Origin of the sequence: Paenibacillus sp. GYB003 (assembly GCF_036577625.1) — a bacterium.
GTDB lineage: Bacteria > Bacillota > Bacilli > Paenibacillales > NBRC-103111 > Paenibacillus_AB.
Genome location: NZ_JARBDC010000005.1, coordinates 13,835 through 37,883, shown reverse-complemented (window position 1 = coordinate 37,883; position 24,049 = coordinate 13,835). Strand labels below are relative to the sequence as shown.

The 24,049-nt window shown below is 58.9% G+C and carries 20 protein-coding genes; 10 read left to right on the top strand and 10 right to left on the bottom strand.

Features of this window, described 5'->3' with window-relative positions; all coding sequences use genetic code 11:
* Window position 1: 1 nt before the first annotated feature.
* Entirely contained in the window at window positions 2-451 is a 450-nt protein-coding gene (locus tag PV407_RS03640) for a GyrI-like domain-containing protein (protein WP_332088508.1), read from the bottom strand.
* A gap of 54 nt (window positions 452-505) precedes the next feature.
* Window positions 506-886: a VOC family protein gene (locus PV407_RS03635; RefSeq protein ID WP_332088507.1), complete on the bottom strand. Its 381-nt coding sequence runs from the start codon at window positions 884-886 to the stop codon at window positions 506-508.
* A gap of 468 nt (window positions 887-1,354) precedes the next feature.
* On the opposite strand from PV407_RS03635, the gene PV407_RS03630 reads away from it, so the two are divergent.
* From PV407_RS03630 to PV407_RS03615, 4 genes are all read left to right on the top strand, one after another.
* Window positions 1,355-1,744 carry a hypothetical protein gene (locus PV407_RS03630; protein ID WP_332088506.1) on the top strand — a complete coding sequence of 130 codons (390 nt, stop codon included), beginning with the start codon at window positions 1,355-1,357 and terminating at the stop codon, window positions 1,742-1,744.
* Between the two features lie 166 nt (window positions 1,745-1,910).
* The gene (locus PV407_RS03625; protein WP_332088505.1) at window positions 1,911-3,062 is read left to right on the top strand and encodes an HD domain-containing protein; all 1,152 of its coding nucleotides are present in this window, start codon (window positions 1,911-1,913) and stop codon (window positions 3,060-3,062) included.
* Between the two features lie 134 nt (window positions 3,063-3,196).
* Window positions 3,197-3,949, top strand: a complete 753-nt coding sequence (locus PV407_RS03620; protein WP_332088504.1) for a DUF5694 domain-containing protein — start codon at window positions 3,197-3,199, stop codon at window positions 3,947-3,949.
* A 146-nt stretch (window positions 3,950-4,095) separates the two neighbouring features.
* On the top strand, window positions 4,096-4,566 hold the full coding sequence (locus PV407_RS03615; RefSeq protein WP_332088503.1) for a DUF1572 family protein: 471 nt from the start codon (window positions 4,096-4,098) through the stop codon (window positions 4,564-4,566).
* A gap of 344 nt (window positions 4,567-4,910) precedes the next feature.
* On the opposite strand, the gene PV407_RS03610 is transcribed toward PV407_RS03615, so the two are convergent.
* The 7 genes from PV407_RS03610 to PV407_RS03580 form a co-directional block, all read right to left on the bottom strand.
* Entirely contained in the window at window positions 4,911-5,348 is a 438-nt protein-coding gene (locus PV407_RS03610; RefSeq protein ID WP_332088502.1) for a hypothetical protein, read from the bottom strand.
* Window positions 5,349-5,353: 5 nt separating this feature from the next.
* A complete protein-coding gene (locus PV407_RS03605; protein ID WP_332088501.1) occupies window positions 5,354-6,367 on the bottom strand; it encodes an ABC transporter ATP-binding protein in 1,014 nt (337 codons plus the stop codon).
* 2 nt (window positions 6,368-6,369) lie between these two features.
* Window positions 6,370-7,392, bottom strand: coding sequence for an ABC transporter ATP-binding protein (locus PV407_RS03600; RefSeq protein ID WP_332088500.1), 1,023 nt, complete (start codon window positions 7,390-7,392; stop codon window positions 6,370-6,372).
* Window positions 7,393-7,405: 13 nt separating this feature from the next.
* Entirely contained in the window at window positions 7,406-8,581 is a 1,176-nt protein-coding gene (locus PV407_RS03595; protein ID WP_332088499.1) for an ABC transporter permease, read from the bottom strand.
* The gene (locus PV407_RS03590) at window positions 8,578-9,576 is read right to left on the bottom strand and encodes an ABC transporter permease (RefSeq protein WP_332088498.1); all 999 of its coding nucleotides are present in this window, start codon (window positions 9,574-9,576) and stop codon (window positions 8,578-8,580) included. The genes PV407_RS03595 and PV407_RS03590 overlap by 4 nt, the downstream gene beginning before the upstream one ends.
* Window positions 9,577-9,619: 43 nt before the next feature.
* Complete coding sequence (locus PV407_RS03585) at window positions 9,620-11,578, bottom strand: ABC transporter substrate-binding protein (RefSeq protein ID WP_332088497.1); 1,959 nt, start codon at window positions 11,576-11,578, stop codon at window positions 9,620-9,622.
* Window positions 11,579-11,646: 68 nt separating this feature from the next.
* The gene (locus tag PV407_RS03580) at window positions 11,647-13,074 is read right to left on the bottom strand and encodes a sulfatase-like hydrolase/transferase (RefSeq protein ID WP_332088496.1); all 1,428 of its coding nucleotides are present in this window, start codon (window positions 13,072-13,074) and stop codon (window positions 11,647-11,649) included.
* A 437-nt stretch (window positions 13,075-13,511) separates the two neighbouring features.
* On the opposite strand from PV407_RS03580, the gene PV407_RS03575 reads away from it, so the two are divergent.
* Both PV407_RS03575 and PV407_RS03570 read left to right on the top strand, forming a co-directional pair.
* Window positions 13,512-14,336: a hypothetical protein gene (locus PV407_RS03575; RefSeq protein ID WP_332088494.1), complete on the top strand. Its 825-nt coding sequence runs from the start codon at window positions 13,512-13,514 to the stop codon at window positions 14,334-14,336.
* A 449-nt stretch (window positions 14,337-14,785) separates the two neighbouring features.
* Window positions 14,786-17,269 carry an HAD family hydrolase gene (locus PV407_RS03570; protein ID WP_332088493.1) on the top strand — a complete coding sequence of 828 codons (2,484 nt, stop codon included), beginning with the start codon at window positions 14,786-14,788 and terminating at the stop codon, window positions 17,267-17,269.
* Between the two features lie 290 nt (window positions 17,270-17,559).
* Here the strand turns inward: PV407_RS03570 and PV407_RS03565 are convergent, their stop codons facing one another.
* The gene (locus PV407_RS03565; protein WP_332088492.1) at window positions 17,560-18,390 is read right to left on the bottom strand and encodes a glycosyltransferase family 2 protein; all 831 of its coding nucleotides are present in this window, start codon (window positions 18,388-18,390) and stop codon (window positions 17,560-17,562) included.
* Window positions 18,391-18,821: 431 nt separating this feature from the next.
* On the opposite strand from PV407_RS03565, the gene PV407_RS03560 reads away from it, so the two are divergent.
* The 4 genes from PV407_RS03560 to PV407_RS03545 all read left to right on the top strand — a co-directional run bounded on the left by PV407_RS03560 (window position 18,822) and on the right by PV407_RS03545 (window position 23,927).
* A complete protein-coding gene (locus PV407_RS03560; protein WP_332088491.1) occupies window positions 18,822-19,568 on the top strand; it encodes an imm11 family protein in 747 nt (248 codons plus the stop codon).
* Window positions 19,569-19,673: 105 nt separating this feature from the next.
* Window positions 19,674-22,313, top strand: coding sequence for a LuxR C-terminal-related transcriptional regulator (locus PV407_RS03555; protein WP_332088490.1), 2,640 nt, complete (start codon window positions 19,674-19,676; stop codon window positions 22,311-22,313).
* Between the two features lie 237 nt (window positions 22,314-22,550).
* On the top strand, window positions 22,551-23,198 hold the full coding sequence (locus PV407_RS03550) for a DUF4386 domain-containing protein (protein ID WP_332088489.1): 648 nt from the start codon (window positions 22,551-22,553) through the stop codon (window positions 23,196-23,198).
* A gap of 12 nt (window positions 23,199-23,210) precedes the next feature.
* Window positions 23,211-23,927 carry an NAD(P)-binding oxidoreductase gene (locus PV407_RS03545; protein ID WP_332088488.1) on the top strand — a complete coding sequence of 239 codons (717 nt, stop codon included), beginning with the start codon at window positions 23,211-23,213 and terminating at the stop codon, window positions 23,925-23,927.
* Window positions 23,928-24,049: the final 122 nt, after the last annotated feature.

Below are 24,049 nucleotides of genomic sequence, written 5' to 3'. Positions count from 1 at the left end.
CCTATCGCTGCAAAGGGACGAGCACTTCGGCCTCGTCCGGCCACGCGGGGTTTTCGAAACGGTATATTTCCAACGCCAAGGCGCGCCCGTCGCTCCGCAGCCCGTTCGCCCGCAAGCAGTCGCCGATGACTCGATACGGGTCGCCCTTCGTTTTCGCTTTCGCATAACGCCGGGCCGGAATCGTAAAGCCGATCATCCCTTCGGGCGCGTCCGTCAAATCGTCGACCTCCATGCAGATCATGTACGTGAACAACACTTCGGACGAAAAGCTCGGACTTACGTATCGTTCGGGACGGACGGCGTTCCGTATTTCGCCCCTTCGTTCGTAAAACAGCCGTTTCATCGCCTCCACGCGTTCGGGGTCGTGTCCTTGAAACGGAGACGTGACGGACAAGCCTACAAGTTTAATGTCCGGCAGCTCGATCAGCTGCACTTCGTTTTCATGGTTCATCGTCGGAAATCCGTCCTTTCGTATGTCGATGATCGCGCTTTCCGTTCGCCGTGCTTACGCCGGAACTTCGTGCGCCATGAACAGGTTGCCGTTCGGGTCGAAAAAGCGGAAAGAGTCCCCGTGCCCTTCCCGAACGAGAGGCGTAACGTCCGCCCCGGCCTCGGACAGCTTGCCGCGAAGCTCCTCGATGCGGGTGCTGCGAAACCTTCCGATCTGGTTCAGCTCCTTCCCCCGGTAAAAAGCCGTTCGGTCCGGCCGGTTCATTCCGATCAGCAGCACGTTCGGGCCGTGCGGAAATTCGAGAAAGCCGAGATCGGGATGAGGCTTTCCGGTTATTTGAGCGCCCAGATTCCGTTCGTACCAGGCGAGCGATTCGTCCATGTTCGTTACCGGAATATGCAGGTATGCGAATGGTCCAAACAGATGCGCAGTCATCGGCGTTCAAGCTCCTTTGTCGGTAAGTGATCGGCGGACGCCGATTTTATTCCGGCTCGGGCGGCGTATGGCCCGGTTCGTATAAACCGACCGCGACACCCGCATAGGACGGAATTTCATGCAGCCGGCTTCCAAGCGTATCGAACGCAAGCGGAATTATCGTTTCATGGAACCCCCTCCCGGAGACGAGTTGCATGCAATCGAAAGGAGCGGCTCCTTCCGTTTTTGCACTCTAATCAGGTAGATGCACGAGGCGGCGAAAATCTATCGCCGTTTCGCAAAAAAAATAAATTCATGGCCGCGCATGCCCCGAAGGGCTGCCCCAAAAGGAAATCATCCGACGTCGCCGGTCCCGCAATTTCACGGGTTCCGCAAACGATCGCAACAAGTTCGCAACATGCTGTTGTTACGATAAAAGCGGAAGGGTGCGAAGCCGGAATACGGTTTCCAACAGGAGGAGGGCAAGGAATGGAAGAAGCGAAAAAGCATAAGACGCTCATCGTCGTTTTGGCCGTCATTGCGTGCGTGAGACCCGTTATGAGCATGCTCGGCCTATTGGAGCGAATCGGGCAGCCGCTGGCGAGCCTTGCCGTTACTGCGGTCATTACGCTTGTCTGGATCGCGGCCGTCGTGTTCGCCCGCATTCGCCGGCCTGTCGTCGTTTTGATGTTCGCCGGCATCGCGTACGGTTTACTGGCGATAGTCCTGAGCGCCTTTTTGTCGCCGATTGCGACCGGGCATTTACAAGGGCCGATCACGAATCCGTTCGCCATCGTTGGCGTGCTCGTCACCAACGCGGTATGGGGCGTCGCCGCCGGGCTTTTGGCAACCGTTCTAATGCGGGCATGGAAGCTTTAAACGGGAAGCAATAACGAAAGGGGCTGTCCCGAAAGGTCGCCGTATCTTAGGCGGTCCTTTTGACGCGAATTCGGGCCAAAACCGACCGTGGGGGATGACATTTCTCCTCGTCATGATGTACGCTTTATACGAATCCGCAAACGGTTTGGCGAACGATAGGAGGACTATGATCGTACAAGACCCGATTCACGGCGACATTCGCATCGACGACGGCGATCTGCTCGACCTGGCGCATACGTCGGCATTTCGAAGGCTGGCCGGTCTGAAGCAGCAAGGACATACGCATTTCCTGCTGCCTGGGGCAACGCACGACCGGTACCGCCATTCCTTGGGCGTATACGCAAACATGCGCCGCATGATCGAGCATTTGCAGGCCGAACGCGGCATCCGCTTTCCGCCCGGCGAGATCAAAATCGCGCTCGTCTCCGCTTTGCTGCACGATATCGGACACGGCCCGTTTTCCCACTGCTTCGAAACGGTTACCGGCGTTCATCACGAGCGATGGACGATGCGGATTATCGCGGAGCACGACGAGGTGAGCGGCATTTTGGCGAGAACGCCGGGCTTGTCGGACGGCGTCTTGTCGGTTATCGGCAGGAGAGGGGATTTTCCGCTGCTGCAGGATATGCTGTTCTCGCCGATCGGCGCCGATGCGCTCGATTACAACAGCCGGGACCTGCATCATTCGGGCATCGCGGAGCGGCCTCTCGCGCTCGGCGCCGTCATTGGCGCCATGGACGTGCGCGAAACGAAACTGGTCCTGCGCCCGGAAGCCGTTCCGCAAATCGAACGGCTCGTCCGCATCAGGAGAGCGCTGTTCGAGCAAGGGTTCCAGCACCCGGACGTCATCGGCAAGGACGTGCTGCTCAAGCTGCTGTTTAAACGGGCCGGGCATCTGTTCCGCGCCGGCGAATTGCCGGTTGCGCCCGGGCCGCTGCTGCCGCTTTTCGACGGGACGGCCTGGCCGGTCCGCGATTACGTCCGGTTGAACGACCGGTTCGTCGCCGACGTCGCGACGCAGTGGTCCGAGCATGCCGATCCGGTTTTGTCGTCGCTCGGCCGCATATACGGCGCTCCGCTCGCTTCCAGCATCTCCTGGAGAGAGCTGGGCGATGCGGAACCGTCGCCGGAAACGGACGACGCATCGTGTACGTCGGAGGCGGTTGTCCAGCAAATCAAGTACGCCTGCTACGCATCCGGCATCACCGTCGTCACCGGCCCCCGTTCCGCGGTCGACGTTGCGGAACTATCCCCGCTGATCCGGGAGCATTCGCATTCGCGGTATGCGGCCAAACGTTTTTTCTTTTATTTGGAGTGACGGCAAGTATGGCTGCGACCGCCCGGCGCAAACGCGTCAGGACGGATTTTTTTGTTCGGCGTCGGCTTCGGGGGTTCCTGAATAGGGTAAAATGGACGAGGAACCGATCAAACCGCCAAGGGAGGGCGATTGAAATGAACGGCGAACGAACATGCGCCGTTTTGCTGCTCGGCACGTACCATATGAGCAATCCGGGGCGCGATATGCATAACGTGCAGGCGGATGACGTGCTTGCGCCGAAGCGGCAGAACGAAATTCGCGAAGCGGCGGAAAGGCTTGCCGCCTTCAAGCCGACCAAAATCGCCGTCGAAGCGCTGGCGGCAGACGACGAAGCGCTGCTGCGGGAGTACCGTGCGTATGTGTCCGGCGAGCTGCCGCTCGGCGCGAACGAAATATATCAGCTCGGGTTCCGTACGGCCGCGCAGCTCGGTCACGACAAGCTGTACGCCGTGGATTGGAACGAATGGATCGGCGGCGTCAGCTTGGGAGACGTATACGATTACGCCGAGACGCATATGCCCGAGCTGTACCGGCAGTTTCACCGCTCCGGCGAGGCAGGGGTCGCCGCTTTTCAACGTTCGATGGCGGCACGGACGATCCGGGAGCTGCTGCTTGCGTGCAACAGCCGCGAAGCCTGGAAGCGGGATCACGAAGTATACATGGCGTTTGCGCGGGTCGGCGACGGCAAGTTCAATATCGGCATCGACTGGCTCTGCAACTATTGGTATCGCCGCAACATGATCGTCTACGCGAACATTGCCCGCATTTCGTCGCCGGGCGACCGCATCCTCGTCATTTACGGCTCCGCCCATATGCATCTGCTCGCCCAGTTTATGACCGAAAGCGGGCTTTATTCGCTCGAAAGCGCCGAGACGTATTTGGCCTGATTTGGGAGCGGATCCCGATTTGACGGGCCCGGGGATGGGGCGGGATGAGCGGGACACGAACAAATGTTTGGTATATTGAAAATGGGCTTGAACAAGGGGAGGGGGCTGCCGTTGGATATTCCGATGCTGCTGATCGATAGTTTTTTGTGGAATTCAGAGCCGAAAAAAAATGGACGACGCAAGCGATCGCCCAACTGACGGAAGAAGATATCGCATGGGCGCCTACCGCCGAAAGCAACAGCATCGCCAACCTCGTCGCCCACATTTGGGGAACGGTCCGACAACGGGTAGAAATCGTATTCTTCGACGTTGCGGATACGAGGGATCGAGAAAAGGAGTTTGAAAAAGGACTGGTCATGTCCAAAGAAACGGCGCTCGAGCTCATACGAAAATCGTTCGATCCGATCATCCAGGTGTTGGAAGCCTTGAAGTCCAATCCGACCGAGGAATTGCTGAGGCAGCCTTATTTACATATGCCGCCGCTCACGTATAGCGCTTTAAACAACAGCTCCCGGGTTCTCGAAATCATGATCCAGATGCTGCACCACTTACCCGGCCGTACCGCGCAAATGATATACATTGCGAAAATGAGAAATGGGCAGCTGGAATGGCAGTAACGGCTGCTCGAACTATAGCGGAACCGCGTTCCGCTATTCCTATCCTTTACACGCGATCGGCACGGCCGCATATTAAACAGTGTGCAAAAGCGCACTATCCGCGTTACGGCAGCGCCGTTTTCGCGCGATAGTGCTCTTTCGCACGCTATCGCCTCACCGGCGCCGACGCGCGCTCGCGGGTCGCGCCGGATAATGCGCAAAAGCGCACGATCCGCGCTACGGCAGCGCCGTTTTCAACGCGATAGTGCTCTTTCGCACGCTATCGCTTCACCGGCGCCGACGCACGCTCGCGGGTCGCCGCACTACGGCTACGCCGTTTCGCCGCGATAGTGCTCCTTCGCACGCTATCGCCTCACCGGCCCCGACGCGCGCTCGCGCGGCGATGCGCCGCCCGCCCCGGCTTTCCAGGCGCTGTGCAGCTTCTGCAGCTCGTCCAGCAGCACGCCGCGCACTTCCTCCTCGGCGACGAGCCTCGTACGGCGCGTGTAGGCGATCAGCCGCTCCAGCTCGGATACGACCTTGTCCCGCCTCCGCCGCAGCCACGCGGACGTCCGAGCCGCATCCGAGCCGCCGCTCGTTTCCAGCTTCCGCAGCTTCCGGTCGTATTTGGCCGTCCAAAACGCCGGGATATCGCTCGTCAAATGAATTTCCTCCAGGGCGCGATGCTTCCGGCCGATCGAGCGGCGGACGGTAACGTGCGTCAGCCAGCTGAACGCCGCCATCAGCGCGCCCATGACGGGCACGAACACCAATACGACGAGCCCCCACACGTTCGTCATCATCTCCGTTACAGCGCTCCTCTCAATTGCAGCTCCCCGGCGAAATGGCAGGCGGCGAAGCGGTCGTCCCCGACCTGCTTCAGCGGCGGCGCCGCGGTTTTGCAGACGTCCCGGGCGTACGGGCAGCGCGGGTGAAAATAGCAGCCCGCCGGCGGATTCGCCGGATTCGCCACCTCGCCGGACAGCACGATCCGTTCGGCTTTGCGCCGCGGGTCCGGAATCGGCTTCGCCGACAGCAGCGCCTCCGCATACGGGTGATACGGGCGCGCGAACAGCTGCTCCGTGCGGGCCGTCTCGACGATTCGGCCGACGTACATGACCCCGACCCGGTCGGAAATATGCCGAATGACGCCCAAATCGTGCGAAATGAACAAATAGCTCAGCTCGAGCCGCTCCTGCAGCTCCCGCAGCAAATTCAAAATTTGCGCCTGCACGGACACGTCCAGCGCCGACACCGCTTCGTCGCAGACGAGAAAGGCCGGATCGGTCGCCAGCGCACGGGCGATCCCGATCCGCTGCCGCTGCCCCCCGCTGAAGGCGTGGGGGTACCGGTCCAAATGCCGGGCGCTCAAGCCGACCGTCTCCACGAGCGCCGCGACCCGCCGCCGCAGCTCGCCGCCTCTCGCGATGCCGTGGCAGACGAGCGGCTCGCCGACGATTTCGGCGACCGTCATCCGCGGATTGAGCGAGGCGTACGGGTCCTGGAACACGAGCTGCATGTCGCGCCGGATTGCCCGCAGCTCCCGCTTGCCGAGCCCGCGCACGTCGACCTCCTTGCCGGTCCGGTCGCGGAACCAAATCGCGCCGTCGGTCGGCTCGATCGCGCGCAGCAGGCACCGGCCCAGCGTCGATTTGCCGCAGCCCGACTCGCCGACGAGCCCGAACGTCTCGCCCCGGCGGACGGTCAGCCGAACATCGTCCACCGCCTTCAGCCGGCCGACCGTTCGCTTGAACAAGCCCCGGCGCACCGGAAAATGTTTGCTCAGCCCGTCGACCCGCACTATCGTTTCGGCGTCCCGCATCGTCAATTCGCCTCCTTGGCCGGGCCGGCCAGCACGCAGCGCACCTGATGCCCGGGCTTCACTTCGTAAAGCGGCACCTCGCCGGCATCGCAAACGCCGGGACGCGCCGCCGGACAGCGGTTCAAAAAGCCGCAGCCCGCCGGCAAACCGACCGGGGAAGGCACCGTCCCCTCGATCGTCTCCAGCCGTTCCCGGCTGCCGGAAAGCGACGGGATCGAAGCGAGCAGCGCCTTCGTGTACGGATGGACCGCGCCGTAAAACAGCGTGTCGACATCCGCGTATTCGACCACCTTGCCCAAATACATGACCGCCACTTCATCGGACATTTCCGCGATAACGCCCAAATCGTGCGTGATGAACAGGACCGACGTGCCGGTCTCCTCCTTCAGTTCGTTAATGAGCCGCAGCACCTGCGCCTGCACCGTGACGTCGAGCGCCGTCGTCGGCTCGTCGGCGATCAGCACCGCCGGGCGTCCGGCGACGGCCATGGCGATCATCGCCCTTTGGCGCATCCCTCCGGACAGCTGGTGCGGATATTCGCCGAGCCGCTGCTCGGGGTTCGACATGCCGACTTTCCGCAGCGTCTCCAGCGCGATCCGCTTCGCCTCGCCGCGGTCTGTCGTCCGGTGCAGCAAAATCGCCTCCAGGATCTGGTCGCCGATCGTATGAATCGGCGAGAACGCCTTCATCGGCTCCTGGAAAATGATCGCGATTTCCCCGCCGCGAATGCTTCGCATCTCCGCCCCGCGCGGGTCGAGCGACGCGATGTCGACGGTCTCCTCCCGCCCGTCCTTCGACCGCCGCAGCCGTATTTCGCCGTCGACCGCCGCGGAGGCGGGAAGGAGCCGCAAAATCGCCTGCGACGTTACGCTTTTGCCGCAGCCGCTTTCGCCTACGATGCCGAGCGTCCGCCCGCGCCTCGCGGCGATGTCGACCCCGTCGACCGCCTTGAGCACGCCTTCCTTGACGCGGAAATGCGCCCGCACGCCCTTCAATTGCAATACAATGTCGTCGCCGCGCTCCATCCCGGCTCCCTCCTTATTTGTACGGGTCCGCCGCGTCGCGCAGGCCGTCGCCGAGAAAGTTGAACATGAGCACGGTGACGATGACGAACGCGGCCGGCCAAAGCAGCCACGGCTGGTGAGCCAGCGTCTGCAAATTTTGCGCGTCCTGCAGCAGCACGCCCCAGCTGACGGCCGGAGGCTGAAGGCCGATGCCGAGAAAGCTGAGCGCCGTTTCCCCGAGAATGGTCGAAGGAATCGCCATCGTCGTCGCCACGACGATGTAGCTCGAAAGAGACGGCAGCAAATGCTTGAATATGATCCGCATGTCGCCCGCCCCCGCCAATCTGGCGGCCAGCGTGAAATCCTCCTCGCGGAGCGACAGCACCTTCCCCCGCACGACCCGCGCGAGCGACGTCCAATCGATGATCGAGAAAATGAGGATCATCCCGAAATACGTCTGCAGCGGCGTCCAGCTTCGCGGCAGCGCGGCGGCCAGCGCCATCCAGAGCGGAATCGTCGGCAGGCAGACGAGCAGGTCGACGACGCGTTGAATCAACGTGTCGACCGCGCCGCCGATATAGCCGGAAACGCCGCCGATCGCGAGTCCGAGCACGAGCGTGAGCGCGATGCCGGCCAGCCCGAACGACAGCGAGATGCGGGCTCCGTACAAAATGCGCGTAAACAGATCGCGCCCGAGCGAATCGCTGCCCATGAGCAGCAGCGGCGCCTCCTTGTCGCCGAGTCCGAACAGATGCACGTTCGTCTCGAACAGGCCAAGCAGCCGGTACGGCTCGCCCTCCACGAAAAAGCGGATCGGATATTTGCGCGTCGGATCTTCCGCATACGTACGCCGGAACGTCGTTTTGTCCATGTCCTGCTTCAAGCCGTAAACGAACGGCCGTAAGGAAAAGCCCGTTTCCGGATCGACGAAGCGGATATGCTGCGGCGGCGCGTTTTTGTAATCGGCGAAGCGCGCGGTCGGCACGGTCGGCGTCAGGAAGTCGCAGAAGATCGCCGCCAGATACATCAGCAGCAGCACCGGAACGGCGATCATCGCCAGCCTGTGCTTGCGGAACTTCCACCACATGAGCCGCCATTGGGACGCGGCTTCGTACGCTTCGTTCGGAGCCGCCGGCGACCCGTCCCCCGGCGCGCTTCCGGCGGTCTTGCGCCAGCCCCGCCCATAGCGTCTGCGCAGCTCGGCGATCATGAGCCCGCACCCCCGAACCGGATGCGCGGATCGAGCATCGCGAGCAAAATGTCGGACAGCAGCGTGCCGATAACGGTCAGCACGCTCAAAATGAGCAGGAAGCTGCCCGCGAGGTACATGTCCTGCACCATGAGCGCCTTCAGCAAAACGGGGCCGGTCGTCGGCAAATTGAGGACGATGCCGACGATCGCTTCGCCGGATATGAGCGCCGGCAGCGTCCAGCCGATCGTGCTGACGAGCGGGTTGATCGCCATCCGCACCGGATATTTGAACAGCAGCCGCCGCTCCGCCACGCCTTTCGCCCGCGCGGTGATGACGTACTGCTTCGACAGCTCGTCGAGCAGCATCCCCCGCATGACGCGAACGAGCGAAGCGGTGCCCGACAGCGCGACGAGCACGACGGGGATCGCCAGCCTCGGCAGCATATCGAGCAGCTTGGCGAAGCTCCACGGCGCGTCCTGATACTCGGGCGAGAACAGCCCGGTAATGGAGACGCCCGTCGTATCGAAGACGAAGTAGACGAGAATGAGGGCGATCAGAAAGCCCGGAACCGCCATCCCGATAAAGCCGAGAAACGAGAACAAATAGTCCCCGAACGAATATTGGTGCGTCGCCGAGTAAATGCCGACCGGGATGGCGATCGCCCAAACGATGACGAGCGAGGCGACGGAGATGACCATCGTCAGCGCAAGCCGATCGCCGATCACCTGCGATACCGGCAAATTCCATTGGAACGACGTGCCGAGATCGCCGCGCAGCACGATATTTTTGATCCACAGCGCATATTGGACGTAGATCGGCTCGTTCAAGCCGTATTGCGCCGTCAGGTTGACGATCGTGCTCTCCGCGACGTCGGTACCGGACAGCTTCAGCTGGTCCACGTACGTCGTCAAAAAGTCGCCCGGCGGCAGCTGGATGATGATGAACACGATCATGCTGATGGCGATAAGCAGCGGAATAAGCTGCAGCAGCCGTTTGCCGATGTAGGCCGCCATGTCGGTTGCTCCCTTCCATGCGATGAATCGGGAGAAGTCCCCCTTATTTGCGGAAAAACCATTGCTCGCCGGCGAAATTTTGCCCGATGCCCCAGCCTTTGTCGGAAATGTTGCCGATTTTGGCGTTTACCGCCACGGGAGCGGCTATTTGTTCGCTGTGAATGAAATACCAATAGTTCGCTCCGATGTTTTTGCGAATGTCGTCGCGCTTCGCGAGCGCCTCCCGAAGCGACAGCTCGCGCAGCTTGAAAATCGTCCGGAACAGCTCCTTCGCCTCCTCCGGCGGCTCCTCGCCCTGCTTCCCTCCGGAATTCCACCATTGGTCCCACAGCGGCGCCCATATGTTTTGGCCCCATTCCTGCCTCGACCACTGCACCGGACCCGGCGTATACATGATCGTCGCCTTCAGCTCGTTCGCCTTGTTGCGGTTCGTCCAGAGCGAACTGTCGATCTGCTTCAGCGTCACGTCCAGTCCGATCTGCTTCCACTGCTCCACGACGAGCTGGCCGAGCGCGGCGAAATCGGCGAACGCGGACGACACCTCCAGCGGAATCGTGAACCGTTTGCCGTCCGGTCCGGCGCGGTAGCCGTCCGTCCCTTTTTTCATCCCGATTTCGTCGAGCAGCCGGTTCGCCTCCTGCACGTTTCGGTTCGGATCTCCGATCGAGGACGGCTTCGCGAAGCCGTAGTAGACCGTATCCGCGATCTCCTTCTTGTCGAGCGCCAAATTGAGCGCTTTGCGAAACTTGACGTCGCGCACGACCTGCCGCCATACCGGATCGTCGTACGTCAAGTTCAGGTGAATGTCGCCCGCCGTCCGGTGCAGGCTGTTGACGTACACCCTGTAGCCGCCCTTCGCCTCGTTCTCCTTGAGCAGCGGCACCTTCGGAATCGACACGTATTCGTACGAATGGTCCACTTCCCCGGCCAATATTTTCAAATTGACCATTTCCGCGTTTTGCACGAGCGTGCTTTGCAGCTTGTCGATGTACGGCAGCTGGTTGCCGTTCGCGTCCACCTTGAAATAGTACGGGTTGCGCTCGAACTCGATCTTGTCGCCCGATTTCACCTGGATATACGGGGTGAGCACGGGAAAACCGATCGCCTTCGGGTACGTGATCTCGTTGTTCAGCACGTCCTTCGCCGCGAACAGCTTCGCCCATTCTCCGGGCGCGAAGCCCGCTTCCTTGATCAGCGGCTCGAGCTGATCGAGCGGGGTGTACTTGACATGATATTTTTGCAAAACATGCTTCGGCTTGAGCAGATCGTTGTAGCCTCTCCAGCCCTGCACGGCCAGCTGGATCAAAAAGCCGCCGTACGGCTCGTCGAAGCCGATCGTAAACGTGTAGTCGTCGATCGCCTGAAACGTAAACGGCTTGCCGCCGGCGTCCGCCGCCGACTTCAGCCACAGCGGAATCGTCGGCGTCAGCTCCTTGTTCAGCAGCACGTCGTCGACCGCGAACTTGACGTCCTGCGTCGTGACCGGCCGGCCGTCCGACCATTTCAGCCCTTCGCGCAGCACGAACGTGAACAGCTTCTGGTCGTCGCTCACCGTGTAGCTTTTGACGATGTTCGGCGTCACCTCTTCGCCGAGCACGCCGGGGCTGTTCACGAGCGGCTCGTTGTTGATGATGAACAGGTCGGAATCGTTGACCGGATCTTGGCGCACCGTGCGCAGCGTCCCGCCGTACGTGCCGATTTCGTAGGTCAAGGCGTCCTTCGGCAGCTCGTTCGTCAGCTTCGGCTCCTTCGGCAGCCGCTCCTTGACCGGCGGCAGCCCCTTCCCTTCGAAAAAGGGCGACTGCTTGTAATCGGCCGAAACGGACGTCGGCTGGCCCGGGCCGGGCTTCGTTTGCGACGGCGATGCCCCGGTTTGGGCGTTTGCGGCGGCGGCCTGCGGCGAAGCGGCCGCGCCGTCGCCCGTTTTCCCGGAGTCGCAGGCGGCCAGCGCTCCCGCGGACAGAAGCGCCGCCAGTACGGCCGCGGTAACTGATTTTCTCATCGGATCGTATCCTCCCTATGGTTTCGCGCCGACCCCGTTCGAACAGACGGCGCCTTGCGTCTCGCCCGTCAGCGGACGGATGCTTTGCGCCCTTCCGTCAGCTGCCGTTTCGTCCAGTCGAATTGGACGAACGGGTCCCGGCGCTGCTTCAATTCGTCGTACAGCTTCAGCCGCAGCTCCGCAAGCACGCCGCCGTACCGAGCGTCGCCGATGACGTTATGCAGCTCGTCGGGGTCGGTCCGCAGATCGTACAGCTCGTCGACGTCGGTCATATTCCAGACATACTTCCATCGCTCGCCGCGAATCATCCGCTGGTTGTACAGCCCGAACTGCTGTCCGTTGTAGGTGGACACGACCTCGGTGCGCCAGTCGTCCGGTTCGTCCCCCCGCAGCAGCGGAAGCAGCGAAGCGCCGTGGAAAAAAGGCTGCGGGACGAGCCCGGCGTACTCCAAAATCGTGGGCGGCAGATCGAGCAGGTTGTAAACGAACCGGTCGATTCGCGCGCCGGCCGGAATGCGCTCCGGATATTTGACGATCAGCGGCACCTTCACCACGTCGTCGTACAAAATGTAATGCTTATCCATCATCCGGTGCCCGCCGCACATGTCGCCGTGGTCGGCCGTGTACACGACGATCGTGTCCCGCTCCAGCCCGAGCCGCTTCAGCGCGTCCAGCACGATGCCGACCGCGTCGTCCAGCTGCGCGATGACCGCGTAGTAGCGGCGGACGATCGGCTCCCAGTCGGACCATGCGTAATGCTCCAGCCCCCAGTTGAGCAGCTGCTGCTTCTGGATGTACGGCTTGTTTCGGAAGCTGTCGGAAAAGCTTCTCCATTGCGGAATGTCCTCGGACTCGAACCGGGCCAGAAACGACGCGTGCGGCTGGCACGGCAAATGCGGTTCCGGAAAATCGAGCCGCAAATGCCACGGCCGTCCGGAGGCGGCGTACGTTTCGATGAGCCGAACCGCCCGTTCCGCAAGCCAGTGCGTCCGCGTATCCGGCAGCTCCACGGGATCGACCTCGCCGAAAAAGCCGTTCGTAAACTGGACGTCCGGATATCGGGCCGCCCGGTGCTTGCGGTAATCTTGCTCCCCGACGTAATCGTCGAAGCCGTAAGCGGTCGGCGGATGCTCCCGGTTGACGTGCCATTTGCCTACATAACCGGTCGCGTAGCCGTTTTCCCGCAGCTCTCTCGGCCATGTGTAAGCCGACGGCTCCAGCTCGCGGTTCGGCACGAGATCGGCGTTCCAAAACGATTCGAAGCTTTCCGGCCGTCTGCCGTGCAGGAGGCTTTGCCTCGCCGGACAGCACAGCGGAATCGGCGTAAAGGCGTTCGCAAACGCCGCCCCTTCCGCGGCGAGCCGGTCCAGGTTCGGCGTCTTCACCGGGTAGTCCCGGCTGTAGCCGATGCAATCGTAACGATGCTGGTCCGACATGATGAACAGCACATTCGGTTTCGGATTCGGATTCGGACCCGATTCCGGTTTCGTTCCCATTCGTGATCTCCCCCAACGATGCGCGCGCAAGCAGAATGAATGCCGATTTCCGGCAAAACCGCAACAAACGTGCCACCCGGTTCGTCCGGTATAGTCCGCTGCAACTCCGGCAAACGCGAAAAGACACCGTCGTCTCCGCAGCAGGCTGCGGAACATCGGTGTCTCCGGTTTGATCGGTCGACAATTACATTAATTCCTATTGGAATTATATGTTTTGTTGCATTTATAGTAGCACCGACGGCGGGCGGCGTCAATCGTTTCTTTTTGATCTCGTCCGAAAAATGATGCTTGACACTCGGGCCCGAGTAGGATATATTTGTCAAAAATGGACTCTGCAACATTTGCGTCGGAAGCACCGGCATGCAAAGGCGAACACGCCTTTCGTGCCGGTGCTTTTCGTTTATCGTGCGAGACGCCGGGAAGGAGGTGAGAATAAAGTGAAACGATACGCGCTGAGAAGCATGGCGGCCGCCGTTTTCGCGCTGCTGCTTTTCGCCTCGATGTCGACCGCGGCGGCGGCCGCTTCGTATGAGCTTTCGAAGACGGTCAAAAAGTCGTTCGACGCCATGACCGAATCGGCGGGCGGCAAGCTCCGGACGCAGCTTAACGGCCAATACGGCAAATGGTTGGAGCTGCAGGAGCGTATCCGCGGAAGCGAGGCGGAGCTGAAATCGTTGCAACAGGCAAACGACGAGTCGCTCAAGGCGATTCGCGAGCGAATCAAACGGATCGACGAGGACAAGATCGCTCCGCTCAAGCAGTCGGCCGCCGAAACGAAGGAACGCTACAAGCCGCTGCTGGACAGCTACACGGCGGTCAACAAGCAAATCGAGGCCGCCAGGCCGCTCCAAAACAAGGAGCTGAACGCGATGCTCCGGATGCAGGCGGACAGCCTGAAAATTCCCGTCCAGCTGGCGCGAAGCGATATGAAGGCGAAGGACGCCGCGCTCAAGGCGGCGAAAGACGCGGCAGCCGCCAAGCAGAAAAAAGCGCGCGACACGCTCGAGGCGATCGAAGCGCATGAGGAAGCGATCAAAGCGGAAAAAACCGCCGCGGCCGCCGTCAAAAAGTCGCTCGACGCGGACTGGAAAACGTTCGCCCCGCTCGTCAAGCAGGGCGACGCGAACGGTTCGTCCGAGAAGCTCGCCGCCATGCTCGACCGGCTCGAGCAGCTGGCACGGCACAAAACGAACATGGTCGAGGCGGAGAACAAAATCGCCGCGGTCATCGAAAAAGCGAAGAAGCTGCTTCCGGGGGCGTAAGCTTCGGCTACGGCTTCGGGCAGTTGGATTGCGGTATCCGATGACACGGCGGATGGATCGGCCGGCCATAACGACCGGCCGTCCCGCTCAACAGCCGGGAAAACCTCCGTTAATTTTTCGGTCCCCCGCTTCGTAAGCATTTATTCGGGAAAACCTGCCGGTAATTTGGTCCGGTCCGCGCTTTTCGGCGATGCAAGGTACGTTTACCGGGAGCCTTTCCCGTTATTTCTTAACCGATGCCTCGCGGGAGACGAATTAGCGGGAGGAAATCCGGTTACATTCGGAGCCACGCGGCAGGTAGGGCACGCCGGACACAGTAACGAAAAAAATATGCCCGGGGATCGCTTCCGCTGCGGCCGTCGCATGGAAACCGACATTCGGCTTGCTTCCTTCCCTCCTCGCGTCTAGACTTAAAGCAGAACCGATTACGTTATCGCAGGAGGAAGCGAATGATGCAAACGGCGGCGCTTTGGGACGAACCCGGCCATACGCTGTGGAAACGGGATAAGTATTTGCGAAAGCTGGAGACGCGGCTGAACGACGTCGCGCTCGTCAGCCTCGACGTATTCGACACGCTGCTGTTTCGCGCGACCGCGCGGCCGTCGGACGTGTTCGAGCGGACGGCGCGAAAAGCGCTGAAGCAAGGAGCGCTGGCGCGGGGGATGACGCCGGCCGATTATCGCGCCGTCCGTATCGCCGCCGAACGGTCGGCGCGCGAGCGGAAATTGTCGTCGTCCGGCTCCGACGAAGCGACGCTGGAGCAAATATTCGAGCGGCTCCCCGCCCGGCTCGGCGACCGGAGCCGGCTGCTCGAGCTGGAGCTCGAAACCGAGCGGGACGTTTGCTGGGTCAACCCGTACGTCGCCTCGCTCGTCCGGCATTGCCGCAGCCGCGGCATCCGGGTCGCGCTGCTCAGCGACATGTACTTGTCCTCCGCGCAGCTGCTCTCGTTATTGACGGCCGGCGGGCTGGAGACGGAGACGCTCGACGCCGTTCTCGTCTCGTCCGAGGAAGGCTGCGGCAAACGGTCGGGCGGCTTGTTCGACCGGCTGCTGCGCCGGTTCCCGGATGTCGGCGCCGGCCGCATCGTCCATATCGGAGACAACGAGACGGCGGACGTGCTCGGCGCGGCGAAGCGCGGCATCGAAGCGCTTCATTACCCGGTCGTGCCGGACACGCTTCGCAGTCCGTTTCATTGGGAGACGGTCCGGCACGGCGACCTGCTGCCGGAGCTCGGCTCCTTGCGCAAGCTGGCGGCTGCGGCGGTGCCGCCCGGCGCGGACGGGGACGAGGACGGGGATACGCCCGAGTCGTTTTTTTACCGATTCGGCGCCGGCATGCTCGGACCGTTCGTGCAAGGCTTTTGCGACTGGGTGCTCGATACGTGTGCGGCCGAAGGGCGCACCGAAATTCATCCGCTCATGCGAGAAGCCCATCTGCTCGGCCCGGCGCTCGAAAACGCGGCCCGCATGCGCGGACTGAACATAAGCGTCAAGCCGCTGTACGTGTCGCGGCAGGCGACGCTGCTCGCCTCCATGCGCGATTTTACCGAGCGCGAGCTGGAGCGGGTGTTCGGGCTCGGCCCGATTACGGTCGGCGAAGCATTGGACATGCTCGGCCTTTTGCCGGAGGGGGAGGAGGCGCCGATTCGCGAATTCGCGCCGCACCTGCATGTTCGCATAGCGGAAGCCCGTTCCGTCGAATGGCCTGCGGACGGATCGGGCCGGACCACGCTGTACGACGCGTTAAAGCGGTATGCGCTGCGGGAGCCGGTCCGGCGTCGGGCGCTCGCCACGATCGCTTCGCAGCGGAAGCTGCTGCTCGACTATATCCGGCAAACGTGTCATGAGCCGGGCAAGCTGCTGACGGTCGATCTCGGCTTCAACGGCACGATTCAGGCGGCGCTCGACGCCGCTTACGCCGGCGAGGGCGTCTCCCACGTTTCGATCCACCTGCTCGCGGTCGCGAGCGCCCATGCGGCGGAGCGGCTGCTGCAGGGGATCGATCTGCGAGGCTGGCTCGGAAGCGGCGGGGACAACGGCGATATCGCCAAACGGTTCGCGCGCAGCCCGGGACTGATCGAGGAGCTGATGATGGGGCCGTTCGGCTCGACGGTCCGTTACGAGAAACGGGCGGACGGACGCGTCGCTCCGGCGCTCGCGCCGCTGGCGATTCCCGCCGAACAGTTCCGGTTCAAGCGCGCCTGCCAGGACGGCGTGTTCGCCTTCCAACGCCATTACGCCTATTTGCGGCAGGCGAAGCCGAAGCTCGCGCTTTCGGGCGGCGCCCGCGAATGGTGCGGCGTCATGCATCGGGTGCTCGACATGCCGACGCCGGAGGAAGCGGCGGCGCTCGGCGATTTGGTGCACCAGGACAACTTCGGCGGCGTGCAAATCGTCCGGCTGTGCGAGCCGCTTCCGATCGACTGGCAGTCTCGCGGCGGCGATTATTTGCTCGATGTGGCCGCCTTCGGACCGAAGCTCGCGGACATATTTTGGCCGCAGGGGACGTTGACGCGGAGCGAGCCGTACCGGCTGTACGAGACGTTTTTGCGGCTGGGCGACTCGTTCGGCAGCGCCGTGCTCGCCTTCCGTCTGATCGCGCGGCTGACGCGGGAAGGCGCAACCGCCGCGAATCTGTACGGCGGCGGAGATTTCGCCAGGCGTCTGCAGGACGAGGCGCTGCTGCACGGCGTTCGGATCGCGCGCGTCATCGATCCGGGCTCGGCGGCGGATGCGGAGCCTGCGGGGGACTCGGAGGCGGACTCCGTGCCGACGGCGCTGCGGGAGGCGATTGCGGCCGACGACGAGGCGGGACACGTTTACGTAATCGCCACGCTGAACGACATGGACGCGTACAAGCGGGCGATCGCGGACGCCTACGGCCTGCTAAGGCCGGACGTCGCACCGAGGCTGTTCGAGCCGCTGGCCTGAGCGGCCCCGCCGGGAACGCGGCGAGTTAGTCCCGCATGACAAGCAGTTAGTCCCGAACGACGCGCAAAGACGCCTCGCCCTTTACCATGCAAAAGGGTTGGAGGCGTCTTTCTGTCGTCTATCGTCGGTGCTGAATGCGCGGCCCGGATTCGCGGCCAGCGCAAGCTGCCGGCCGGACAAAATAACGGAGCAGCATTCCGCTAAAACATCTTTTTCAACCTATTTCTTGAATATAGCGGAACGGTTTTTTCTCTCCGGCATCTTTCGCATCGTCGCACCCGGCCGCCCGATTAACCGCCCGCGTACGGCGCGTATCTGGAACGGAACGGCCGGCCGTCCCATACGATCGTCGTCTCCGCGCGCCGGCTTTTGACCGCTTCCTCCTCCAGCAGGAGGAAAAAGTTTTTCGTCGGCAGGTCGCCGAGACCGTGCTTGGCGGACAGCCGGTCCAAGTACGGCCGCATATCTTCGAGCTGCCCGGACAAGTTGCCGCCGCTCCCGCTTTGCGAGAACGCGTAAAGGACGCCCGCGGCCGCCACCCGTTTCACCGCGTGACGCTCGGATACGCGCAGAAAAAAATCCCAATCCCAGTAATGGTACACGTCTTCGTCGAACGGTCCGACGGAATCGTGAACGTCCCGGCGGTATAGGCTGCCGGACGGCACGAACGTCGAAAATTTGCGCATCGCCGGCAAGTCGTGCTCGTAAGCGAACAGCTGACGCTTCGCGGGCATGCGCACGCCGTCTTCCCATACGAAATCGACGATTTCGGCGTCGGAGTACGCCATATCGCAGCCGGCCGCCTCGAGCTCCCGCACCATCGTCTCGATGTGCGTAGGGACGAGCAGGTCGTCGTCGTCGCAGGGCATAATATATGACCCCGACGATTCCGCCACGCCGCGATTGCGCGCCCGGACATGCTTTCCGTTGCTTTCCAAATCGACGACGCGAATGTCGAGCTCCGGGTACAGCTCGCAAACCGGGGCGACCGGGCTTCCGTTATCGTTCACGACGACGATTTCGAGCTGCTTGTACGTTTGGCGGCTGAGCGACTCCAGCAGCTCGCCAAGCTCGCCGAGACGGTTATAAGTAGGCGTTACGACAGATACGAGAGGGGGCATTCGGCAGCATCCTTTCCAATCGTCCGATCCGGATTTTTTCGACGCCCCCATTATAGCATATCGTCCGGGCCGGCAGACGGACGATGCGCTTTTTTCGCGGAAGGGGAAGTGCAAGCGGTCCGAGCTTCTCGATGCAAACCGGAAACAAGCACGCACGCTCGCGGCCATTTGTTGAGTGCAGCAGTAAAATTAGGGAACACTACATGATTTTCTCTTTATCCTCGATGTGTTAGTGTATAGCTAAACTAACAGTTCAAGGATTTTATGAGTAAAGCATTATAATTTGGAGGAAAACTCATCTGAAAATATGGGAATTAACTGACGACAAGTCAGATTACATCTTTTACGAAAACCGGGAAGAGAATTATCCAAAATACTTTAAAAACCAGTTTAAAGGGAAGCCGATGCAACACTGGGATCCTATTAAATTCATGTCAAAGAAGGGAAATCCTACGGATTGCCCACAATTCTCGGCCGGGATTCCAGTATTCAGTGAAAAAGCCATTACGATTACGTATGATTTTTTGAAAGATAGTGCGGAAATTCTGCCTTTAAATCACGATACCATGAAGTTATTTGCACTTAATGTGATTCAAGTACTCGATGCAATCGATTATGAAAAAGCTATAGTTCGTAGAAATTCAAACGGACGATTCACTGGCTTTGAAAAATTTGCGTTTAAAAAGTCAATTGTTCAAAATCATCATATATTCAAAATTCCAGAATATATAGGTTTGCGAGTTTTTGTCTCCGATGAATTCCGTACTCGTGTAATTGAAAGCAATCTAACAGGATTCAAATTCGATGAGATGTGGGACTCCGAAGAAGATATTGACGCGAAAGATGCTGCGCGAGAACGTTATAACGCTGTATTAGAAAAGATCGAACGAGAAAAAGGTAAAGAATACTCTTACAAAGAAGCGATAAGTAGGGTAGAAACCAAGGATATCGCCATTGCCTGTGGAAAATTTAAATGGCAAAAGAACAAAAACGGAAAAATTCTGATGGGAGAGTTAATCGAGGACGGAACTTATATTTGGATGGATTTGGTATATGTCCCCGTAACACATCTTGAATTAAAGTGGCATATTGTTGAGAAATCCGATATTCAAGATATGATAATGCTAATTGTGGCAGGGTCAGATGAAAACGATAAACTGCATCAATCCGAATTATGATGGTTTACGACGTCGTTTTTGCAATGTTGTCCGAATTTTCTGGTTTTTTTGCATTTAAAAGGACCTGTTCAGCCACACAACTGAAAAGCGAGGTGTAGCGTGCTTATGAACCTTCCGATCCTAACCACAAAGCTGCATATTCCTCCAGCGCGATCGCAAGCTGTGCGACGCTCTCATTTGTTTGCGCGCTTGGACGCGGGGCTGCAAAGGAAATTAACGCTGATCTCCGCGTCTGCGGGCTCTGGTAAAACCACGCTGGTCAGCGAGTGGCTGGCGGATGGCAAACGTCCGATCGCTTGGTTGTCGCTGGATGAAGGAGACAATGATCCTGTGCGTTTTCTCCTTTATCTAGTCGCTGCGCTAAAGAAAATCGTTGCCGTTCACGACGAAGGCGTCTGGAAAGCCTTGCAATCTCCGCAGCCGCCGCCAATCCCATATATCTTGGCCGCTCTGGTTAATGAATTATCGTCCGGATCCGCTTCATTCGTCCTCGTTCTTGACGATTACCACGTGATCGAATCCCAAACGGTGCATGATGCGCTGGCATTTCTCATCGACAACCAACCCCCGACGATGCATATCATCATCCTGACACGCGAGGATCCGCAGCTGCCAATCGCCAGATTGCGGGCGCAAAACCAATTGACGGAACTGCGCGGACACGACCTGCGTTTCACCGCGCATGAAGCGGCATTATTTTTGAATCAAATCATGGGGCTTCATCTGTCGTCAGCGGAAGTGCTTACCCTGGAGACGCGCACGGAAGGGTGGGCTGTCGGGCTGCAATTAGCTGCTATCTCCATGCAGGGCCATGCGAATACGGCCCAATTCATCTCGTCCTTTACCGGCACCCATCGTTTCGTGTTGGACTATTTGATGGAGGAAGTTCTCAGGCAGCAGCCGGAAGACGTTCAGACGTTCCTGCTGCATACATCCATGCTTGATCGTTTCTGCGGCTCCCTCTGCGATGCGATCGTACAGACTGCTCGGGGAGGACAGGAAATCCTGGAGGTTCTGGAGCGTTCCAATCTTTTTATCGTTCCGTTGGATAACGAACGTCGCTGGTATCGTTACCATCATCTGTTTGCCGATTTGTTGCGACAGCGTTTTGATCAGGCACACAAGAATAAGAGCGGTGAGGTGGCTGCTTTGCATACCAGAGCGAGCCATTGGTTTGAACAGAATGAACTGGAAATCGAAGCGTTTCAGCACGCTGCCGCCGCTCAAGATGCGGATCGGGCCGCAACATTAATCGAAGGCAAGGGAATGCCTCTGCACTTTCGCGGCGCCGTCCATCCTGTCATGACTTGGTTGAAGCGCCAGGACGAGTCCACGCTCAATAAACGCCCGTCGCTCTGGGTGATGCATGCCTCCGCCCAATTGATGGTTGGCGAGCTGAACGGAATCGAACAGAAACTATCTGCGGCCGAAGCGGCCATGAAGCCTCTCGATTCCCGTAAGATCGATCCGGATCTGATCGGCCATATCGCATCGGTCAAGGCCACGCTCGCCGTCACACGGAACGAGGCGGACACCATTATCGCCCAATCGCGCATCGCGCTGGAACATCTGCATCCCCGCAACCTGCCTGTGCGCGCAGCGACGACCTGGACACTGGGCGTTGCTTACCAGTTGCAGGGCAACCACACAGCCGCCAGACAAGCGTATGCAGAAGCACTGGCGATCAGCAGGCGGATCGGCCATGTGATTATTGCGTTGATGGCGGCTATAGGAACAGGTCAGCTTCAAGAGGCGGATAATCAGCTGAGCCTGGCGGTGCAAACTTATAAGCAAGCCATTCAATTAGCGGGGGAACCGCCGCTGCCGGCCGCTTGCGACGCGTACTTGGGCATGGCGCGCATCTTCTATGAATGGAATGAATTGGACGCAGCCGAACAGCATATCCAGCAGAGCATCCTGCTGGCCGGTCAGCTTGAGGGCACGGACAGGCTGCCTGACAGCGAATTGTTTGCGGCCAAATTAAAGCTTGCCGGACAAGAGCTTTCTGCAGCGGAAGCTTTGTTCGTTAAAGCCCGTCATGATGTGCAGGAACGATCCTTGATGCGTCTCGTGGGCGAGGTGAAACAATTGGAGCTTCTGCTTGCTCTTCGCCATGGCCGCTTTTCGGAAGCAGCGGAGTTATCGGAAGTGAAGGAATGGCCTGATCTGCAGGCAAGAATTCATATGCTCCAGGGAAATACCGCAGCTGCCCTTGCCATACTGGGCGTCTTGGTTGACCAAGCGAAAGCTAAGCAGTGGAACCATAAGCAGCTTAAGCTTCTTGTCCTTCAGGCCGTAGCTTTTCAACGCCAAGGCCGTATGGACAGGGCGCTGCAATGGTTGAATGCTGCGCTGACGATGGCAAAGCATGAGCGATTCGTTCGGCTGTTCGTGGATGAAGGCAAGCCTATGCTTGACTTATTAACGGAAGCGGAGGCCCGCCGGATCGAGCCGGACTATACCGGCTTCCTGCTGTCCAATATGCGTGATGAACAGAAGCTTGATGACTTTGCCGTCTTGCATTCCTCCCACCGTGCCGAGCCTGTCATCGACGCCTTAAGCGAGCGCGAACTGGAAGTGCTGCAACTGATCGCCCAGGGCCTCTCCAATCAAGAAATCGGCGATCGGCTTTTCCTGGCTTTGAGTACAGTGAAGGGCTACAATCGTAACATTTTCGATAAACTGCAGGTGAAAAGGCGAACGGAAGCGATCGCGCGCGCCAGGGAGCTCGGACTTCTGATTTGAATCGCGGATATTCGGCCCCTTCCCCCGGTCTTAAGCAATGCCTGAAGGCAACGCTTGGGCCTTTTTGGTTTGGAAACCTACTTTAGTAGCTACCCGGTCATACTTTGCCGCCGCTATACTACTCCTAATAATCCAAACTGCAGGTGAAGGGGTCTTCGGCCAACTTCGGGCATTCGCAAATCGTCAAAGGAGTGAGTAGTCATACAAACCAACAGAAAAACTGCTGCCTTCCTTGGCGTGCTGCTTCTATCCGGTTTTGTTTTTGGCATATTCAGCTCGGTTCCTGCATTAGAACGTCCTGATTACCTTGCAACGTTGTCCGGGATTGAAACGCAAGTTTTGGCTGCAACCTTTTTTCAAGCGGCAATGGCAGTAGTCTATGTCACGATAACCGTATTCTTATATCCAATAATCAATCCTTACAGTAAAAGTCTGGCGGCGGGATATTTCGGTTTCAGGATGATTGGCTCCGGCTTTCTCTTTGTCGGTATAGGCTCTCTTCTTCTTTTATTATGGTTGAGTCAGCATTCTGCAACTACCGGCAAATCTGACTTATCGGATATTGAAGTTTTCGCTGAGCTGCTTAGACAAGGCAGAGATATAATGAATCATATAGGGATGATATTGCCATGGAGTATTGGCGGCTGCATACTCTACTATTGCCTATATCAAGTCAGACTGATCCCAAGATGGTTATCGGCATGGGGGACAATCGGTTCTGCCTTGACTCTTCTGGCTACGATACTGTTGATGTTGAACATCATTCCATTAGTGAGCCCGGTCTACTTTGTTTTAAACGCGCCAATAGCGGTTTGCGAGATGTTTCTCGCTATACTTCTGATATTCAGAGGCTTCAATCCAGTCGAAATTAAATCTAATGGATAACGGAGAGATGCGATGAGAGTATTAGTGCTTGGGGCAAGCGGCGCTACCGGTCAACAAGTCGTCAGGCAATTCATCAACAGACACATCCATACTCGGATTCTTATCCGAAAAAGTGCGGTTCTCCCCAAAGATGTACTGGAGAATCCATGGATAGAAATCGTACAGGGGAATATCAATGAAATAAAGGATGGCGAGATGAATCATCTCCTGCGTGATTGCGATGTCATTATCTCCTGTCTTGGCCACAACATGACGGTCAAAGGAATATTTGGCAAACCACGTTATTTGGTGTTTGATGCCATAACAAGTATCTGTGAAACAGTCAGACAGAGAGCTGACAGAAGGGTGAGACTCATCCTGATGAGTACAATCGGTTATACGAATACGTTGTCTGGGGAGCGCAATTCAATAGGTGAAAAAATCATCATGTCCATAGTAAAGCTCTTACTTCCTCCTCACCGGGATAACGTCAAGGCTGCAAATTATTTGATTGCGGAAATCGGCAGGAAGGACGACCAGATAAAGTGGGTTATCGTACGGCCGGGTACATTAGTCAATCATGATGAGGCGAGTCCGTATGAAGTTTGTGAATCTCCGGTGAGGAGTCCGATATTCAATGCAGGCACAACGAGCAGAACGAATGTAAGTCATTTTATGGCCGAACTGACGGTGGAGGATTCATTATGGAAGAAATGGGAATCGAAGACCCCGGTCATTTACAATAAATAGAGATCGGAAAAGCGATCGCCCGAAACTAAATTGGAACTAAGCTCAGAATGGGATCCATGATTTATTACAAAATGGGGGGGCCTTCTATGAAAGTCATTTTGGAAAAGGCCATATACCGATAA

Excerpts from the sequence above, each read along its gene's own strand:
- PV407_RS03640 (WP_332088508.1), bottom strand. The coding sequence starts at position 451 with ATGAACCATGAAAACGAAGTGCAGCTGATCGAGCTGCCGGACATTAAA.
- PV407_RS03635 (WP_332088507.1), bottom strand. The coding sequence starts at position 886 with ATGACTGCGCATCTGTTTGGACCATTCGCATACCTGCATATTCCGGTA.
- PV407_RS03630 (WP_332088506.1), top strand. The coding sequence starts at position 1,355 with ATGGAAGAAGCGAAAAAGCATAAGACGCTCATCGTCGTTTTGGCCGTC.
- PV407_RS03625 (WP_332088505.1), top strand. The coding sequence starts at position 1,911 with ATGATCGTACAAGACCCGATTCACGGCGACATTCGCATCGACGACGGC.
- PV407_RS03620 (WP_332088504.1), top strand. The coding sequence starts at position 3,197 with ATGAACGGCGAACGAACATGCGCCGTTTTGCTGCTCGGCACGTACCAT.
- PV407_RS03610 (WP_332088502.1), bottom strand. The coding sequence starts at position 5,348 with ATGATGACGAACGTGTGGGGGCTCGTCGTATTGGTGTTCGTGCCCGTC.
- PV407_RS03605 (WP_332088501.1), bottom strand. The coding sequence starts at position 6,367 with ATGCGGGACGCCGAAACGATAGTGCGGGTCGACGGGCTGAGCAAACAT.
- PV407_RS03600 (WP_332088500.1), bottom strand. The coding sequence starts at position 7,392 with ATGGAGCGCGGCGACGACATTGTATTGCAATTGAAGGGCGTGCGGGCG.
- PV407_RS03595 (WP_332088499.1), bottom strand. The coding sequence starts at position 8,581 with ATGATCGCCGAGCTGCGCAGACGCTATGGGCGGGGCTGGCGCAAGACC.
- PV407_RS03590 (WP_332088498.1), bottom strand. The coding sequence starts at position 9,576 with ATGGCGGCCTACATCGGCAAACGGCTGCTGCAGCTTATTCCGCTGCTT.
- PV407_RS03585 (WP_332088497.1), bottom strand. The coding sequence starts at position 11,578 with ATGAGAAAATCAGTTACCGCGGCCGTACTGGCGGCGCTTCTGTCCGCG.
- PV407_RS03580 (WP_332088496.1), bottom strand. The coding sequence starts at position 13,074 with ATGGGAACGAAACCGGAATCGGGTCCGAATCCGAATCCGAAACCGAAT.
- PV407_RS03570 (WP_332088493.1), top strand. The coding sequence starts at position 14,786 with ATGATGCAAACGGCGGCGCTTTGGGACGAACCCGGCCATACGCTGTGG.
- PV407_RS03565 (WP_332088492.1), bottom strand. The coding sequence starts at position 18,390 with ATGCCCCCTCTCGTATCTGTCGTAACGCCTACTTATAACCGTCTCGGC.
- PV407_RS03560 (WP_332088491.1), top strand. The coding sequence starts at position 18,822 with ATGTCAAAGAAGGGAAATCCTACGGATTGCCCACAATTCTCGGCCGGG.
- PV407_RS03555 (WP_332088490.1), top strand. The coding sequence starts at position 19,674 with ATGAACCTTCCGATCCTAACCACAAAGCTGCATATTCCTCCAGCGCGA.
- PV407_RS03545 (WP_332088488.1), top strand. The coding sequence starts at position 23,211 with ATGAGAGTATTAGTGCTTGGGGCAAGCGGCGCTACCGGTCAACAAGTC.